This is a genomic window from Paenibacillus vulneris (genome assembly GCF_039543185.1).
Classification (GTDB): domain Bacteria; phylum Bacillota; class Bacilli; order Paenibacillales; family NBRC-103111; genus Paenibacillus_S; species Paenibacillus_S vulneris.
The window spans coordinates 42,187-59,241 of record NZ_BAABJG010000047.1; the positions used below are offsets into that span (position 1 = coordinate 42,187).

14 protein-coding genes are annotated in these 17,055 nt (G+C 45.9%); all 14 read right to left on the reverse strand.

Translation table 11 applies throughout. The features are described from left to right. Positions 1-13: 13 nt before the first annotated feature. Complete coding sequence (gene flgK, locus ABEA66_RS31020) at positions 14-1,585, reverse strand: flagellar hook-associated protein FlgK (RefSeq protein WP_345593704.1); 1,572 nt, start codon at positions 1,583-1,585, stop codon at positions 14-16. A 33-nt stretch (positions 1,586-1,618) separates the two neighbouring features. Continuing rightward, positions 1,619-2,119, reverse strand: coding sequence for a flagellar protein FlgN (locus ABEA66_RS31025; RefSeq protein ID WP_079914253.1), 501 nt, complete (start codon positions 2,117-2,119; stop codon positions 1,619-1,621). Between the two features lie 30 nt (positions 2,120-2,149). Then, complete coding sequence (gene flgM / locus ABEA66_RS31030; RefSeq protein WP_192705951.1) at positions 2,150-2,422, reverse strand: flagellar biosynthesis anti-sigma factor FlgM; 273 nt, start codon at positions 2,420-2,422, stop codon at positions 2,150-2,152. 102 nt (positions 2,423-2,524) lie between these two features. Beyond that, positions 2,525-2,950: a flagellar protein gene (locus tag ABEA66_RS31035; RefSeq protein WP_345593710.1), complete on the reverse strand. Its 426-nt coding sequence runs from the start codon at positions 2,948-2,950 to the stop codon at positions 2,525-2,527. A gap of 120 nt (positions 2,951-3,070) precedes the next feature. Beyond that, entirely contained in the window at positions 3,071-3,868 is a 798-nt protein-coding gene (locus ABEA66_RS31040) for a ComFC family protein (RefSeq protein WP_345593712.1), read from the reverse strand. Beyond that, a complete protein-coding gene (locus tag ABEA66_RS31045) occupies positions 3,865-5,751 on the reverse strand; it encodes an ATP-dependent helicase ComFA (RefSeq protein WP_345593714.1) in 1,887 nt (628 codons plus the stop codon). Before ABEA66_RS31045 ends, ABEA66_RS31040 begins: the two co-directional genes overlap by 4 nt. Positions 5,752-5,767: 16 nt before the next feature. Further along, the gene (locus tag ABEA66_RS31050; RefSeq protein WP_192705954.1) at positions 5,768-6,166 is read right to left on the reverse strand and encodes a glycosyltransferase family 2 protein; all 399 of its coding nucleotides are present in this window, start codon (positions 6,164-6,166) and stop codon (positions 5,768-5,770) included. A gap of 55 nt (positions 6,167-6,221) precedes the next feature. Beyond that, a complete protein-coding gene (locus ABEA66_RS31055) occupies positions 6,222-6,947 on the reverse strand; it encodes a response regulator (protein WP_079914248.1) in 726 nt (241 codons plus the stop codon). 3 nt (positions 6,948-6,950) lie between these two features. Then, positions 6,951-8,105, reverse strand: coding sequence for a sensor histidine kinase (locus ABEA66_RS31060; protein WP_079914247.1), 1,155 nt, complete (start codon positions 8,103-8,105; stop codon positions 6,951-6,953). Positions 8,106-8,227: 122 nt separating this feature from the next. Beyond that, complete coding sequence (locus tag ABEA66_RS31065) at positions 8,228-10,846, reverse strand: stalk domain-containing protein (RefSeq protein WP_345593718.1); 2,619 nt, start codon at positions 10,844-10,846, stop codon at positions 8,228-8,230. 290 nt (positions 10,847-11,136) lie between these two features. Continuing rightward, the gene (gene metK, locus ABEA66_RS31070) at positions 11,137-12,342 is read right to left on the reverse strand and encodes a methionine adenosyltransferase (protein WP_079914246.1); all 1,206 of its coding nucleotides are present in this window, start codon (positions 12,340-12,342) and stop codon (positions 11,137-11,139) included. Between the two features lie 200 nt (positions 12,343-12,542). Then, entirely contained in the window at positions 12,543-12,809 is a 267-nt protein-coding gene (locus tag ABEA66_RS31075) for an alpha/beta-type small acid-soluble spore protein (protein WP_079914245.1), read from the reverse strand. An 87-nt stretch (positions 12,810-12,896) separates the two neighbouring features. Continuing rightward, positions 12,897-13,499 carry a hypothetical protein gene (locus ABEA66_RS31080; protein ID WP_079914244.1) on the reverse strand — a complete coding sequence of 201 codons (603 nt, stop codon included), beginning with the start codon at positions 13,497-13,499 and terminating at the stop codon, positions 12,897-12,899. Positions 13,500-13,598: 99 nt separating this feature from the next. Beyond that, complete coding sequence (locus ABEA66_RS31085) at positions 13,599-16,967, reverse strand: S-layer homology domain-containing protein (protein ID WP_179136270.1); 3,369 nt, start codon at positions 16,965-16,967, stop codon at positions 13,599-13,601. Positions 16,968-17,055 lie beyond the last annotated feature (88 nt).

Sequence of the window (17,055 nt, forward strand, 5' to 3'; positions counted from 1 at the left end):
TATTTACTGCTTACTATCTTCCTACTACACCCATACCGTTAATTACTTTATCTAGCATCTCGTCAAAGGTCGTCATCGATCTGGCCGCCGCGTTATAGGCATGCTGAAACTTGATCATATTCGCCATCTCTTCGTCAAGGGACACCCCGCTGACGGACTGTCTGCGCTCATCCACCTGATCGACAATAGATTTGGAATTATCGACTTGTCTCTTGGCTTCCGTGGATTGTACCCCTAATTGTCCAATGGTTGCTCTCAGAAAATCATTAATCGTACCGGACTGCAGGACTGACCCGGCAGTGCCTGTTGAATTAAAATCAAACTTCGTATCTTTAAGCTGGGAAACCAGGATAGCAAGCGTGTTGTTACCCGTAATGACTTCTTCCTTGTTAGTCGCAGTGTTCATAGCCGTTCTCATGGATGTCGCTATATTGCTAGGATCAGCCGCAATCGTTGGATTCAACTGAATATTCGCTGCCGTAATAGTCCCGTTACCCTTGGAGGTGAAGAAATCACCTACTTTTTTGGTCGGATCATCGTTAAGATAGCCCAGCTTATGGAGACCATTCAGACCATTTACCGTAACGGTAAGATCATCCTGCAAAGTTCGCTTATCTCCACTATAAACCGTATCGTTAAAAATGGTTCCTTCCGGGAGAACTGAACCCTTCGGAATCGTTACGGTAATTTTCCCGTTGGCAATCGTGCTTGCCAATGTATCCAGCTGCTTTTGATAATCCGCCACATACCGGTCTCTGGACTGAATCATTCCGTAGATTTCGCCGCTATTAAGGTCGCCTGCTGCAGCCGCACTTGTAACTTGGGCTACGGAGGTAAGGGTAGCGGTATTGCCATCTACCAGAACCGTATTCCCCATAGTTATGTTATAGCCTGTATCCGTCTCTTGGACCCTGACATTTACGATCTTGGACAAATTATCTGCCAACAGATCGCGCTGGTCTCTCAGATCATTGGCGCTATCGCCCATGCCTTCAATCCGCTTAATCTCTCTATTTAAATCGGCTACGGTTGAAATAATAGAGTTGACCTGGTCCACTTTAACGGAAATATTCTCCGTCAGGTCGTTGCTCAAATCCGATAGCTGTCTGCTCGTTAAATTCAGAGAATCTACCAGAGCCATGGCATTCTCCCGGACGATCTTTCTTCCTGTAATGTTTTCAGGATCCTTACTTAGATCGGACCAGGACGCCCAGAATTTATCTACAACCGATCGCAAGCCTGAATCGGAGGGTTCGTTAATGATGGCCTCTAATTTTTCCAGCGTATCCTGCTGAACGGTCCAGCTGCCCAAGCCTTTATTTTCGTTATAAAATTGATCGTCCAAAAACTTTTCGCGAATTCGCGTGACCGAATCAAACTCTACCCCTTGCCCCATTTGGCCCGGCACGTTGCTGCGCATTAGCCCTGGAGCTTCGATCGGTCTGGCCGCAACCATATTAACGACCTGACGAGAATATCCTGCTGTGTTAGCATTAGCAATATTATGGCCTGTTGTTGAAAGAGCAGCCTGCTGCGTAAACAAAGCCCGCTTGGAAATCTCAATACCGCCAAAAGTAGATCGCATCTTTCTTAACTCCCTCCGTCGCTTTCTAAGGCATTAAGCTTTAGTATCAAATAATCCGGCCCGCTTCGAGCCGTAGGTATTCATTTGCGGATTCTTATACGTATATTCGTCTTCCGGAGGGCCTGCAATAAGGTCCAGAGAATATTCTAGAAAAGCCAGCGAGTGCTCAATCAGCTGCTGATTTAACTGATTCAGCTCCTTAAGCTTGTGAATATTGCCCAATAGCTGCTTTTGCATCCCAAGAAGCGCTTTCTTATCTTCCACATTGAAGATGATTTTCGTCAAGTCGCTAACTGTTACTTTTGGATTCGGCTTATAGCCTTTCTCGATCATGAATTGTCCGATGGCTTCCACACGCTGCTGGTCCAGTTCGCCGATCTGCTTGACGAGCTTGTTTTCCTTGGAAACGATCTGCATTAACTGCTCTACATCGTTCTGGATGAGCACCTGCTTCTTCCGTTCTGCCAGCTCAAGTAAGTTTTCGTGTACGTCGTTCAGCGCCGTCATGATTTGTATCAAAGCCTCAAATGCCATGCTCATCCACCCGTGTATTCAGAATGTTAATCATTTAATAAAAGGAAAAAGCTTCTCCGCCAGCGTCCTGGCATCGACCTTATAGGTACCCGCAGCTACCGATGATTTCAAAGCTTCTACTTTTTCTCTGGCTTTCTCTGCCGCAGCCGGATTTTGCGTCTCCAATAGTTCCTTCGCCTCACTGGATATTTCTACTTGATCTTTCTTTTTCTGAGTCTTGGTCTTTCCCGCAGCAGAATAAGCCTCTTGGGATTTCATATATTGATTGACCGCACCGACCCGATTGGTACCATTTATCTTCATGCCTATCACCTCGTTTATTCATTAAAATAACCCCACCGAATAAGCGTTAATACTTTTATCGGTGGAGTTATCATGAAAGTTTATATTAAATTGATAATATCATTAGCTGTGGCGGTCCTTCAAACGATCCTTAATATTGAACGACATTCGGTTGGCTTCCTCTTGCAGAGCTTGCTTCCTCTGCTCGTCCTCTTGCATATGGCTCGCATCCTTGGCAAGCCGCTGTCTGCACGACTCACAGATCGTATGTTCACGGATAGGGGCGTTGCATACCTCACAGTAATAGGACATATTGGGATTATTCTTGATGGATATACGCCCTTCACGAATAAACTTGGTAATCTGCTTCACCGAGACCTCCGTTGCCTCGCTAAGCTCGGTTATGGAACAAGAACGCTGTTCGCGCAAATACTTCAAGCATTTCTCATACTGCAGATCGATATCTTTGAGACATTGGCCGCATAAGCCGTAATTGTTCTTGACGTAGATTTTGCCGCAGCGCTGACAGTTATCGACATTCAGACTCATTTCTGAGTTCCCCCCATTGTTAAACATTCGATCGACTTGCTGAATAGGATGATTAGTCATAGTGTATCGCAAGTAGCATGATGTTGTATACTTCATTTTAACAAAATCCGACATCAGATGTCATCTTGCCCAGCTTAACCCGTAAATTTCAACCCCTTTGAGCTCGGTCTGCACCGTCCTGGCGCACTCATTCAGCGTACTTCCGGTCGTATACACATCGTCAACCATATACAGCTTTATATTCGATCGAGCTGCCAGGTCTCGCAAGACATCTTTGGCCGCAGGAAGCATGGCAAAGACTCCCCGCAAATCCCCCAACCGGTCGCCGCGAGTCTTAAAACTTTGTTTATCCGTGTGCCGGACTCTTTCCAGAATCGGAACAACCGGAAGGCCTACTCTTCTGCCCAGTTCATGCGCCAGTTGCTCCGCCTGGTTAAAGCCTCTTTCCAGCTGTCTGGCCTGGCTCACGGGAACATAAGTGATGAGCTCGATACCGGGAGTGCGTACCTCTGCTTCCCTGACTTCTTCACTTTTGCGATGCAAATGATAAGCGTGCAGCAGCATGGTGCCGAGAAGCTCCCGAAGCTTTTCATGCCCCCTGTATTTATAAACCGCGAGCCACTCCTTCATCAATGGGCTGTAGCTGACTGCGCTTCGGTTCTGAACAAAATACTGCTCATGCCGCCGCTGGCAATCCGTGCAGCTCTCCGGCCGGCCGCAGCAGCTGCAATGGACTTCTAAGACCCATGGTATAGCTGTCCAGCAGCTATCGCATAACGGGAGCTCTTTTGGAACGCTGTAGTCATGACCGCAGGCCGTACAGATCAGCTTTTGAGGCGAAAGCACCCCCTCGGCTGTCTTCAAAAGCTGCGTCCATTTTTGCTGTATCCAATCCACCGTTCTTGTGCTTGCCCTCACTTAGCATCCGTCCCCTTTGTACGCAAATATCCTTTTTTTCTGGCCATCGCATTCATGCTTTTGATTTGACGAATCGCTTCCACTTGAGCCCGGGTTTTCTCCTTCGCGGCAAAATAGACGTTACCGGCAGGATCGTCGGCTGAACGCCCCGCCCTCCCCGCCATTTGAACCAGGGCAGCGGCGTCAAAGATAGGCTCGTCCGCATCCAAAATCAGCACATCCGATTTGGGGATCGTTACACCTCGCTCAAGTATTGTGGTTGTAACCAGAATGCGGGTTTGTTTGCCGCGGAAATCCATCACTTTCTGGGACCGGTGCTCATCCTTAGAGGAAGTCCCCTCAGTAGCCACCTCCGGAAATGTACGGTTAAGCAGCTCTGTCAAAGGCTCTACCATGTAAATCTTGGGTACGAACACAAATAGCTGTGCTCCTCTTTGTATCGATTCCGTCATGATGCGTACCAAGCTGCCGGAAAGGGCAGCTTTCTGAAGCTGCTGGCGTAACGGAGGCGTAGCAAGTAGTGAGGGGACTGGCAGCGGATGCCGATGATAACGGGCCGTTACTTTGACATGAGGCAGTTTACGCCGTGCTGCAGCCTTCTGAAGCGGTACCGGGGGCGTAGCCGATAATAGGATCGTTGCCCCTTCGGCTTTGCATACCTTATCTGCCGCATACTGCAGCATGGGATTGTTATGGTAAGGAAACGCATCCAGCTCATCGATGATTACAAGATCAAAAGCTCGTTCAAATCGCAGCAGCTGGTGAGTTGTCGCAATCGTTATCGGAGCGGTGTCCCACCTCTGCTCGCTCCCCCCGTACAGCGTAACTACGGGAACAGGGGCAAACGCTTTTTCCAATCGGGGCTTCAGCTCCAGCACGACATCTCTTCTAGGGGTTGCCACAACGACACGACCGCCTTTGGAAACCGTATAGTGGATCATGGGGAAAATCATTTCTGTTTTTCCCGCTCCGGTGACAGCCCAAATAAGAAATTGAGACGGATGATTTGGTTTTTTGTTTAAGGGCTTCAATTCATTTCCTTTCAAAAAATGCAATGCTTGTCCCGAAGCTTCGGCTTGAATCTCGCTTAACCCCCATGGAGCAAGATACGATTCCAATGCTTCCTCTCTGCCTGATACTCCTTCCCGTACCTGAGCGGCATAAGAGGAGGAACGGACGGTAACCGAACAAAACCGCGATCTTCCCATCGTAAGACATTGTTCGCAATAGGGGCATGGTTGACCGCAGAACATGCAATCTGTCATGACCATATGCTCGGAATCGCCGCCGCACCGATGGCATTGGTAGTTCTCCTTGGTACGATTCCAGCCCTTGCTCTTCTGCTTTTTAATACCTTGATCCATGATCAAATACCCGTATAAAAAGCCCGCTTGTATATAAGCCAACGGCGCTGAGGCCGCCGCCTGCAACCCATGGTGCTCCATCAGCTGTTTCACTTCATCGCATAACAAGCTGCGTCCCTGCATGAATTCTACAAACCGGCTGAGTTCGTCCGCCTGCAGCGTCACTACCGCTTCCGGTTTCTGCTGATAGGCATCCCACTGCCGCTTTTCACAATCCATAAGCAGCCACTTGTCCGAATCGTGTGCAGCCAGCATGGTGATCCCAAGGGATGACGCTTGCTCCGAAATTTTCCTTGTCCATACCGAGGACAGGTCTAGTTCTTTTGCTGTCCATGCCATCGCATTCAGTTTGTCTCTTAGAACTACAGCTTGTCCAAACGAAATGGCCGGCTCCAGCATCCGTATTCTAATCGAATCCGCATACTGACCGAACCAGAACGCCAAATCAACCCGCATGTCTAACGATACATGCCACTTGGCGCTATGCTTGTTTATGACTGCATATAGAACTGCTCTCACTTACATCCATTCATCCTCACATCATTTTGTAAGCGGTTTCCAAACCTTCTGGGTTGGCTAGCCGAACAACTATAACCTGCTTATCTTCATGCTGACGAATCCATTCGTCCCATGATTCCAGCCCCTCCAAGGTGAGGATCTCCAGATTATGCTCCTTGCGGAATTGTTCGGCGATAGCCAACGTTTCGTCCGTCGAGCCTTCATCGGCTATAGTCAAGTGGACGTCCCTGCCTTTAAACCGCGAGAAAAAAAGCAGCGAACGAATGTACCACTCCACCTGATTTTCATTGTTATGTGTAACGAGCAAAAAATGCGTCTCATTCCGACCCGTTCTCCGGCGCCGTCGATAACACCAATGCACCAAGGCAATACTTGCAGCATAGCTGCCAAAGATCCACAGTAACCCTAACATCATCGCGGCTCCCTCCCTTAAGACCAGTATATGCCGCAATGAGTTGGTTGGTTCCTGTTTACAGCGTGACCCAGCCGTTTTTGATGGAAATAATAACCGCCTGTGTCCGGTCATCGACTTCCATCTTCTGCAAAATGCTGCTCACATGATTTTTGACAGTTTTCTCACTGATATACAAAAATTCCCCAATGGTTTTATTGCTTTTGCCTTCTGCCATCAGCCGAAGCACTTCGGCTTCTCTGCGCGTCAGCGGGCTATTGTCCGTATGAACGTATCTGACTCCCGCATCCTTGGCCAGAGTGCCGTTTCCTGCCGTACCCACTTCATCCAGGTAGGTCATTCTGCGCAGCTGATTGATCAGCTTGCCTGTTACTTTGGGATGAATGTAGGCATGTCCTGCAACTACGGACCGGATAGCATTAATGAGCGACTCCGCTTCCATATCCTTCAGCAGATAGCCGGATGCTCCTTTACGCAGCGTTTCAAAGACATAGCTTTCATCATCATGAATAGAAAGGATAATGACTTTGATATCCGGAAATATCCCCTTGAGCTTCTCTGTAGCTACTACACCGTTCTCAATAGGCATATTAATATCCATGAGTACGATATCCGGATGCAACGTGTTGCACAGCTCAATAACTTGGATGCCGTCTCCACACTCGCCGACGACCTCCAGATCGTTTTCCATATTGATAATGCGTTTGACCCCTTCACGAAATAATTGATGATCATCCGCCAATACCAGTTTAATGTTGCGTTTTGCATTTCCCGTGATGTCCATTACTTAGTCCTCCTTCGAATCTAATTTGATGGGTATCAACATGGATACTTTAGTGCCCGCACCTTTCGTCGATGTGAGCTCCATTCTGCCCTCCAGCAGCTCTACGCGTTCACGCATCCCTATAATGCCGTAATGGCTCCCTTTTTCGATCTTCTTCTCCACACTGTCGACAAGAAAACCGACGCCGTTATCTGAAACAGTGATTTTCACCATCTGCTGCCGGTAAGTCACTTCCAGCGAAACGTGCGAGGCTTGGGCATGCTTGACCACATTGGAAAACGCCTCCTGTACAAGACGGTAAATCGCAACCTCCATCCCGGAGGGAAGCCTTGTTTCTTTACCAGAAAATTCAAATTGCGTGTTGATTTTTGATTTTTCTTCAAAGTCTTGTACAAATTTCCGCAAAGCAGGAATGAGCCCCAGGTCGTCTAATGCCATGGGCCTAAGATTGAAAATGATTTTGCGAACCTCCTCAATCCCTCCTCTGACTTGACCCTTCAAGTCCACGAGCTCTTCTTTGACAGACGCATAGGCTTGCTTGGTCAGCATTCTTTCGGCAATTTCCGTTCGCAGTACAACATTCGCCATAGTTTGAGCCAAACCGTCATGTATTTCCCGGGCAATCCGTTTGCGCTCTTCCTCCTGGGCCAAAATAATCTTCAGGCCTAGAAGCTGCCTGTTTTTGGCCGATTCCAGCAGCCGGGTTACCTGATTCAAGTCACCGGACAGGTACTCGAGAACTACATTGACTTGGGAGACGACAGCTTCAGCTCTCTCTAATTGTTTATCGACATTTTTTATTCGTTTCGCAAGATCATCCCTTCTTGCCTTCAGGTGAAGCTCCTTCTCCCGATACATAGCGAGCTGGGTTTGCATTTGAGTTGCAAATTCGTAGGCCGTCCGAATGTCATCTTCTTTGAAGCGTTTAAAATCGCGGCTAACCTCGGTCAGCCGAATACGAGCCCTCCGATATTCCAACTCGATGTGGTCAACCATATCTATGGTCTTTCGCGTTTCGTCCATTACTTCCTGCAGCTCGTTGTTCAACGCACTACGCTCTGACCGGACATTTTCACAAATTTCAAATATTTGATATTTGCTGCTTTCCATGACGTCAATTGCATTCTTAATAATGCGGTCCAAAGCGTCCACTTGCATACGTAAGGCCCCTTCTCCAACGATTCCATATACAGGAAGCCTGCACGACCCCGAGTGTCGGACAGGCTCCTAGCAATATAGTACCATATTTATTCAAGTTTGTAAGAGGAGCATGGAACTAATTATTGCAGAGTGATCTGCTGGGTTTTGGCGTCCCAGGTTACTTTCCAGCCGAGATTTTCGGATAAAATGCGCAGTGGTACCATAGTAACATCCTTCATAATTTTGGGTGCCACCTCAGCCGTTATCCGCTTTCCGTTAACGATTAAATCCGGATTATCGATCCAGAGATCGATCATCTTATCCCCACGAATAACAGTGACTTTACGTTCTTTATCATCCCAGCGCACCGTTCCGCCCAACGCATCTGTTACAAAACGAATAGGAAGCAGCGTGTTTCCGCTGACAATAACAGGAGCTTGCTCCAAGGTCATCGTCTTGCCGTTTACCGAAACCGCCGTTTTATTGACCGTAAGGTTCACCGAATTGTTCGGCAGTGCCGGCAGCTGGCCTTTGTACGTGAAGGTAATATCATCGATGCCTATTTTGCCTACGGCCGCACGCTCATCCTGGCCAACCTGATCGTTGTATACATAAACGCTCTTAACGGTAATCGGGAATTTCATATCATATTCCGATAAATCGGCCGAAACTTGCTTCCAGCCCTTCCAGTTGATATTAGGGGCGAGCTCAATATAGTAGATCTTCCCGCTGTTATCTTTGATCTCCGTTCTAAGCGAATTCAGGCTTTCGTCGCCATTCACTCTCATTTTAATGAATTGCGGCTGGCCTTCGATTTGGATGCCTGTATCCATATCGGCATAAGCCCATCTGCTGCCCGTCGCTTTTGTAAAATCATAATTTAATTCCAAGTACTTATTTTTCGTTTCGGATTCGCGAATATAGACGGAAGTCGTAACCTCCTGCGGAAGCGGACGAGAATTCGTCATCACCGCATTATTATCAAGATCATACCAGACGTTGTCTTTTCCGATTGGGAGGGTCAGCATCGTGCTGTAGCCATCGTAACGGGCAATCAGCTGCAGCTGGGTTGCGCCTGCCAAACTATTTACGGTCAGAACGCCGTTTTTGACCTCTGCCTTCATCCCGTTAACTTCCCATTGGAGCAATTCCGCAGGGACCTCTCTTGATTTGCCTGATTTCGTCGTTGCGATGACAGGAAGCTTGTAAGAACCCCCTTCGGACAAAGCAATATTACTTGCATCAATGGTTAATGAGGCCAGCTGATCCCTGCCTATGACGGGAATATCCGCCGTTTGCGTTCCGGTGCCGGATGTAGCCGTTACCTTGGCTGTACCTAATTGGGTCGGCGTGAACACATTATCTTTAAAGGTCCCCGCATTATTAGGCGAAGCCCAAGTCGCTTGTACACCATCGGAAGCTATCGGATTATAGTATTCATCATAGCCTCTAAATCTTAATGAAGCTTGCTCATTCAAAAACAAGAAATCCGGTGACTGGATGACAAGGTCCTTCACTTGCCCTTTCGGCGCCGTCGAATAAACCCCTACACCGTTGACTACCTTACGTTGAATCCCTGTTTCCGTTTTATTGATGAGAACCGGATACTCCTCGCCCAGCGGTCTGGCCACCATCTGGGTCGAGCCGCCTCCATCGAGGTTCATACCTTTCCAAACGCCTACTTGAATCATAAACTGCTGCAGCTCGGTCATACTCAAGCCCTTACTGTCTCCGCTGTAATCCGCAGTTACCAGGTAAGCCGTTTTTTGGTCTTGGGAATAGCCGATAGCCGTTCTCGAACGGGTGCAGCATAAGCTGTCAACTTCTCTTGAGAATTCCGCCGGCTTGCCCTCATCTACCAGAATCGTATGGCCGCCAATCATCATTTTAAAGTTTTTCGTATCATACGTTTTGCTAGCATCTTGAGGAAGAATCTGATAGTCGTATTTAAGAGGGTCTCCTACCTTCATATGCGCACGTACAAAATCGGCCGCCTTGCCTGATGCGCGAAGAATGTACCCGTCTTTAGGAGCGATCATATCTATGATCGTGTTATCCGCAATCTTTTGAATAATACCGTTCTGTACCAGTACTTCCGTTGGGACCGTAACTCCATCATTCGATCGGTCGGATTGTCCCCAGGCATTGGTGTACATGAACATAGCGTCTACATGGCTGTGCTCGCCGCCCGGCTCAAACCAGTAATACGTCTTATTGATCCCGCCAAGAGGGAAATTAGCGCCATCCTTGGTCGTTACCGATCCTTGAAACGTAAACAAATCTACTACAGGAACGTTATCCTTGGTCAGTGCAAAAGAATAAAACCCTGGTAAATAAGGAGGCGTAGCCATCAGCTGCCCGTTGGCGATTTCAGGTCCCATTGGAACCCCTTCCGCCTGGGTATTGTAGAAATCCCCGTTTACACCGGCCACAGCCTTCGTCTCTGTAGCCATCCCTAGTACACTCTGCTTCTTAGTGAACTGATTGTTCGTTCCCGTCATAACATCCAATTTCACATAGGGGTTCGTCAAATCTACCTCAACGACATTCGCATTAACAGATATATCTTTTTTATTACGGGTCGATTTCCAAACATATTTTTTCAAAACCGCACCAGACGTTAATATCTCTTGACTTACCATCGTCACAGTCGGTTCGGATGCCGCATATACTTGGGCCGTTGACATAAGAGGCGATAAACAGATCATTGCAGATAAAACGATAGAGGATATTTTCATCCAAGCCTTATGCTTACTCACGTTGCTTTCTCCCTTCTATTTCCCACTCTCCTTTTATTTAGACTCTATTACTATGGAAAAAGTTACGTTTTACTAGAATGAAAAACAGATATTTTAGGACATTATCCGCCATATTTGAACATTTATCGAACAAGACAGAAACTAGGTTGAAAAAGACGCTTCGCTAATTGGAAATACTCACAATCTATTGCTTCTTGAAAGGGATGAGCTACACTCCAAAACAAAAAAAGCCCGGATCACTAGGAACCAGGCTTTGGTATCGTTTGTCTAACTGTATTCGATTAGGCTGTTTATGCCAAAGCGTCTTGTTTAAGCAGATCTGCTTTGTCCGTACGTTCCCATGGAAGATCCACGTCGGTACGACCAAAATGTCCGTAAGCCGCGGTTTGATTATAAATCGGTCTGCGCAGATCCAATTGCTTGATGATGCCTGCAGGACGCAGATCAAAATGCTTACGGATCACTTCAACCAATTTCTCTTCAGCTACTTTGCCCGTTCCAAAAGTGTCAACGGAGATCGATACAGGTTGTGCCACACCGATAGCGTAAGCGAGCTGAACTTCACATTTGTCAGCAAGTCCTGCTGCAACCACGTTCTTAGCGACATAACGAGCTGCATAAGCACCGGAACGGTCCACTTTCGTAGGATCTTTACCGGAAAATGCGCCGCCGCCATGACGAGCATAACCGCCGTACGTATCAACGATAATTTTACGTCCAGTCAAACCTGCGTCACCTTGTGGTCCTCCGATAACGAAACGGCCCGTTGGGTTGATGAAATACTTCGTGCTGGCATCAAGGAACTTTTCAGGCACGATTGGCTTGATAACGTGCTCTTTGATATCCGCTTGAATTTGCTCCAAAGTAACGTCTTCACTGTGCTGAGTTGAAACAACAATAGTGTCAACACGTACTGGTGTGTCGCCATCGTATTCAACTGTTACTTGGGTTTTTCCGTCTGGACGAAGGTAAGGCAAGGTACCGTTCTTACGAACTTCAGCCAATCTACGGGACAATTGGTGGGAGATCGAGATAGGAAGAGGCATCAGCTCAGGAGTTTCGTTAACGGCAAACCCGAACATCATCCCTTGGTCGCCTGCTCCGATAGCCTCGATTTGTTCGTCTGTCATTTGACCTTCACGTGCTTCTAGAGCCTTGTCTACCCCTTGAGCAATGTCAGGAGACTGCTCGTTCAATGAAACAAGCACAGCGCAAGTTTTGGAGTCAAATCCGTATTTAGCACGAGTATATCCGATATCTTCAATGGTTTTGCGGGCAATAGCTTGAATGTCGACATACTCGGATTGGCTTGTGATTTCACCGATAACAAGCACCAAGCCTGTAGCAACGGATACTTCGCAAGCTACACGGGCGTTGGGATCATTCTTAAGAAAAGCGTCAAGTACCGCATCGGAAATCTGGTCACAGATTTTATCCGGATGCCCTTCAGTTACGGACTCGGATGTAAATAAACGACGACCGCGAGGAATGGACATAGTATCGACCTCCTAAAGAGTATTTATTAGATAAAAAGTATACATACAAAAAATCAACCTTTTCCTATAGGAAAAGGTTTTGTTTACATGACCTTCTTTATGCTATGTTACTGGATTTGTCGAGGACTGTCAATAAAATTGCATGAGTTCCTACAAAAATTAACAATTGGAATGCCCCGTTGTTTACCTGATTAATGGCACTATAGATTGAGCATCATTTCTTCTGCTTTGCGAATCAAACGGCTTGTAATGGCTCCGCCAACAGCACCAGTATCTCTGGATGCAATATGTCCCCAATAATCCTCTTTTACTGATTGTGCCGGTATGGCACCAAGTTCTGTCGCAAATTCTACATTGGCATTGGCTGCACTCTTCCCAACAGGAAGACCTAATTCAGCCGCAATCTCATACTTCAATACATCCAATGCCTGCTTGCTTTCCGGAACCACTTTCTTGGCTTTTGCCATAAGATCCACCTCCATAAGTGATGTAAACCTAGTTTGTCCACTCACTTAAGGTGCAATCGTATAAACTGTTTACATTATGGGTAAAATTTATGGTGTAACCTTAGAACCGTCAGCATTGGTTAACTTATAGTCGCCGCGAATCATGACGTATATTTCTTGCTTTTGTTTCGGATCCGGCTTAATACCACGGCCTTCTCTTGGAATAATAAGCAGATGGTTGTTCTCAACGGCCGCACCTGCGACGATATCTTTGCCCGAAGTAACATCAGCAATACCGTCGTCTTTGCTGACAGCTATCGTCTTTCCGGTCCGGACAATTATCTCTGTGCCGGCACTTCCATATAAAATCTGCCCTTGTTCTAATTTGATGACTTCCAAGGAAGAGCTGCCGGATGAGCCAGAAGTATCTGGAGCATTATTTGATGATCCGATGGAATTTCCATCAGCCTGTCCTTTTCCCAGCTCCGAACTGATGATTTGTCGTACCTTTTCTTCAGTAATGGATTGCTTGGTCAGCTCGTCCGTTATTTTTTGTTTAATATTTTGTTCCAAGTAGCTTTTTGTTATGACAGGATCATCTACGGAACCCGGTTGCACCGATGTATTCGTACCGTCCGCATTCGCGCCCACAATGGTTGCTGCCCATAGCATTAAGGTACTGATGATAATCTTCGTTCGTATCTTGTTCATGCTTCACCTCTTGTATTTTGCTTGGTATGTATTGTAAGTATAGCTTGTTAAGATAAAAAAAAGAAGACCCCGAAGGGTCCTCTTTCTTTAAAGCTTATATTACTTGCTGCCGATACCAACGGAGAAGGAAGTAGATACGCCGCTGCCTGGAGCAAGAACGTTGATTGTGAAGCCTGTAACGTCGCTGCCGACGGAGATGATTTTACCAGTTTTGGAATCAATTTCTACAGTGTTGTTAGTACCACCGTTGGTAGTAATATCACTTGCATAGAAGCTGATATTCAAAACAGAGTTATGGTTTTTGCTCTTAGAACCGTTCGCATCTTTAACCAAGAAGTTATCAGTTTCGCCAAGCTCTTCGCCTGTAGATCCTGGAGCGTTCTCAGCTACGAACTCATCACCGTATTGGTCTTTAACAGTGATTTTTTCTGCAAGTGCCAGATCCCATACATACTTACCAGCCAAGCCAGTCAAGCTAGCATATTGCTTACCAGTTTTCTTAAGAGCGATGCTGCTAACAAGCGGTCCTTCGTTTTTGGTTGTTACGTTCACGCTTGCAGTTCCTTTTTCGCCTTTAGCATTGACATAAATAACGTTGATTGTTGCAGTACCTGCATCAAGACCGTAAACGTATTTAGTGTTGTCAATACCTACAACGCTTGGGTTGCTGGAAGAGATAGAATCAACTTTAGCAGGAGTTTTAACTTCTTCACCGCTGCTGTTTTTCGCTCTAACTTTAACTTCTTTACCCAGTTTAGGATAGTTGTTAGCTACATAAGTGATGTCACTTACAGTTTTACCTGTAGTTGCATCTTGGTTGTAGTTTTTATCCAGGTTCAGGTAATCGCCAGAAGCAAGGATAGTGTTGTTTACACCTTTATCAAGGTAAACTTCATAAGTCAATTTGTTAGCGGAATCGTTAGGATTGATAACTTCGATTACTTGGCTAACATCATCAACCAATTGAGTTACGTTCTTTCTGTCTACTCTGAAGAGCTCAGCTTTTACAGTGTAAGCAGCTTTAGGAGCTCCTGCTTTGGAGTATACTTTGAAGGACTTATCGAAGAAGTTATCCCATTGACCTGGGAATGCTTCTGGGTTAGCTTTAAGATCAAAGATTTGGTAAACATCGTCAGTTACAGCTTTCGGTGCAAACACATATTTTCTTTGATCAACGTTTTTGCTGTTTGCATCTTTCTCTTTAGAAGCAAGGAAAGTCAAACCAGCGTCTCCGCCGCTATCAACGGAGTTCAATTTGTAAGACAGTTTTACATAGTAAGTGTAGTCTGGGTTGTTAACATACTTCAACTCAGCGCCTTGTTGGTCATAGAATTTGAATTTCAGCTCGTTGTCAGATCCAGCTACCATTTGTTTCTTAGGAGTAGTCGAGAATCTGATTTCTTGAGCCTCACGAGGGTCACCAACACTAATGTTGAAGCTTGCTCTTTGTGTTGGGATATCTCTCAAGGTAACGCTCAAGGAAGCTGTACCTTTTCTATCCGCTTTTTTAATAGCGATTTGACCTTTGTGTGCACCAGTTTTTTGGATTTCTGCACCCGATTCAGCAAGAACGATGCCGCCGGAAGAACGGATATCCAATTTGTCTCTTCCATCGCCATATGCATCAACGATGTCTTGAGCGGACAACAGTTCACCCTTGGAGTCTTTCAGGATGATCGGCACGTAGAATTTGTTATCTACTGCTTCGTCACCAGTATGCTCGTCGCCTTCAGCCAAAGTATAGTTGTAAGAACCGAACTCTACAGTTGCAGGAACTTTAGAAGCTCTAACTTTTACGTCTTTACTTACGGATTGACCGCCACGTGCAAAGATAGACACGTTAATTGTTTTCTCTTCATTGTTACGGGAAACCAATTTCAGGTCAGCAGCATTGTCACCAACTGCGTTGTCAACGAATGCGTCTTTACCTCTTTCATCTTCACCAGCTGTAAGGTCGCGATCTGTTGTGTTAACAGTAACGGTATCGTTCAGCAAGCCTTTGTTTTCAACGCGAAGACCGTATTGGTCCCAAGCTTTGAAATCAAGGTAAGCATAGTTGTTAGCTTCGATAGCATCAACTTTGTTGCCAGCAGAGTTCAACAAGTCACCAACTTCAATTTTGGAAACAATTGGATTGTCGCCAACAGTGAAGATTTTATTTTTTTGAACGCCACTATCTTCATGCAAGATTGTGATAGAAATTCTATCGTTTCTTTCTTGTTTTGAATCCTGAGTCAAGTTAATAGCTTGCTCGCCAGCGATTGGAGTAGCGTCGCCATCACTTACACGGATGTCAAAGTTACTTGCGTTGAAGGAAGCTTTTTTACCATATTGGTTAGTCGCTTTGAAGTCAATACGCACTTTGTAACCAGGGTAAATTGGTTGCTCGTATTTATCAACAGCAAGAGGAATTGTGTCAGATGCAGTCAAGAAGTCGATATTAGTTACTTTTTCTTTCGTAGTTGTTACGGAAGAAGTTTTAGCTGTGTCGTCGATGTTGGAAACACCGCTAATAGTAACATCGAATTTGTTCTCTTGGAATTTGGAATCAAAAGTCAGAACAGCTTTAGTTTTGTCATCGCTCCACTTCGTAGTGTAGCCGGAGGACAATACGTTACCGTCTTTTTTGATTTCGATTTTCAAAGCTTTAGCAGCTTCGTCAGTTACAGGACCGTTCAATTCAAGAGTCAATTCGTTAGCATCAGTCGCTTTGAAAGATGCGATAGCGTATTTACCATTGAATTGTGGTTTGTATTGTTGTTTAGCTTCATAGGAGCTAAGAACCAACAAGTCACGAGTAGCTGCAGTAGTACCACCGAAAGTACCGTCAGTACCGTTGCCCAACAATTTCAATTGAAGTGCAAGAGCTACATAGCCTTTAGCCCAGTCGGAAACAGTTTTGTCGTTAACGCCTGGAGTTGCTTTAGCTTCGGAGTCTTTGTTCAGACCACGGATCAAGAAAGTAGCCAATTGCTCTTTGGTTACTTCGCCAGCTGGGTTGAACTCGCCAGGAGCGTAGCCATCAGTAATACCAGCAGCTTTAACTGCTTCGATGTACGGAAGAGCATAGCCGTTAGCCGGGTCGTCAGCTTTAACGTCCGTGAAGCTGGAAGTTTTCAAGGAAGTGTCAACTTTCAATTTGAAAACCAAAGCCGCAACTTTAGCAAATTGAGCGCGGTTCATTTTGTCTTTCAAACCAAAAGTATCGTCTTTCACGCCATCAAAAATACCAGCGGAAATCATTTCATCAAATTTAGCTTTAGTAGCTGCGTCAAGATCTTTCAGGTCGCTAAAGTTAGCGGAAGTCTTGCCAGCTTCTTCACCGAATGCTACGGAAGAAAACATCGAGAATGCCATAGCAAGGGACAAGATTGTGGATAAACTTTTTTTCATAACCTTTTTTTCTCCTCCTCGAATATCTTTCGGTTGTTGAGAGTTTTGTTTTAAATTAGAGCTCGATTCCCTCATTAGCCGATTCACCCCCTTCCCAGAGTTGAGCGAATTATTATTATAAAGGTCTGCAATGAATAAGATTGCAGAAACTAGTAAACCATAA